Origin of the sequence: Geminocystis sp. CENA526, assembly GCF_050753365.1 — a bacterium.
Taxonomy (GTDB): domain Bacteria; phylum Cyanobacteriota; class Cyanobacteriia; order Cyanobacteriales; family Cyanobacteriaceae; genus Geminocystis.
In genome coordinates this window covers 1-1237 of the sequence record NZ_JBLZFY010000297.1, presented here as the reverse complement: position 1 = coordinate 1237, position 1237 = coordinate 1, and the positions used below count along the sequence as shown (strand labels likewise).

Here is a 1237-nt window from a genome sequence, read left to right as displayed (position 1 = left end):
GTTTTATTTTTTGGCAATTTGGGCTTACAAAAGAGATCAATCATTAAGTTAAATAAATCAATACTAAAGGTGGGTTGACTACCCACCTAAAAGTTAATTATTTTGCGCCAACTGGCATACCTAAGATGTCCTCGATTTTTGGCATTTGATCTAAAGGTATTACTCGCCCTTCATCCTCAAAACCATCAATCTCATTGAAGTTTAAGTAACGGTATAATTCACCCTTGAAAGGATCGATTTTCTCAGATACGATCGACATATACTCCTCCACCGTAGGAATTTTGCCCAATAAAGCACAAACTGCCGCTAACTCAGCACTACCGAGATAAACCCTTGCACCTTTACCCATACGATTATTAAAGTTACGGGTAGAAGTAGAAAATACCGTTGCACCATCTTCCACACGCGCTTGATTACCCATACACAGAGAACACCCCGGCATTTCAGTTCTTGCTCCTGCCGCCGCAAATACGCCGTAAACTCCTTCATTGCGTAACTGTGTTTCATCCATACGGGTAGGAGGACAAATCCATAATACAGACTTAATGCGTCCAGCACCCTCAAGGATTTTCGCCGCCGCTCGGTAATGTCCAATATTTGTCATACATGAACCGATGAACACCTCATCGATTTTATCCCCTGCACACTCGCTCATCAGTTTAACATTATCTGGATCATTGGGAGCAGCGACGATCGGCTCTTTGATTTCATTCAAGTTAACGGTGATAATATCGGCATATTCCGCATTTTCATCCCCAGACATGAGGGAAGGATTCGCTAACCATTCCTCCATCTTGGCAATACGGCGCAATAATGTACGCGCATCGGCATAACCCCGTGCTATCATATTCTTCATTAAACTGACGTTCGATCGAAGATACTCAGCAACAGTTTCCTCACTTAGTTTGATTGTACTACCAGAACAAGAGCGTTCAGCAGTAGCGTCCGTTAACTCGAAAGCCTGTTCCACTTTTAAATCGGGTAAGCCTTCCATTTCCATGATACGCCCGTTAAAGACGTTAATTTTATCACCTTTGCCATAGGTTAACTTCCCTTCCTGCATAGCCACCCAAGGAATATCATTAACGATGTCTCGCAAAGTCACCCCCGGTTGCAATTCTCCAGTAAATTTCACTAACACCGACTCAGGCATATCTAAAGGCATCGCCCCTAAAGCCGCAGCAAATGCCACTAAACCCGAACCTGCGGGGAAAGAGATACCGAGAGGGAAACGGGT

General features: G+C 43.8%; 1 protein-coding gene. It reads right to left on the bottom strand.

All coding sequences use genetic code 11. The features are described from left to right. Window positions 1-97: 97 nt before the first annotated feature. A partial coding sequence (locus tag ACN4EE_RS23500) for an aconitase family protein (protein WP_431708932.1) occupies window positions 98-1237 on the bottom strand: 1140 nt, incomplete at its 5' end.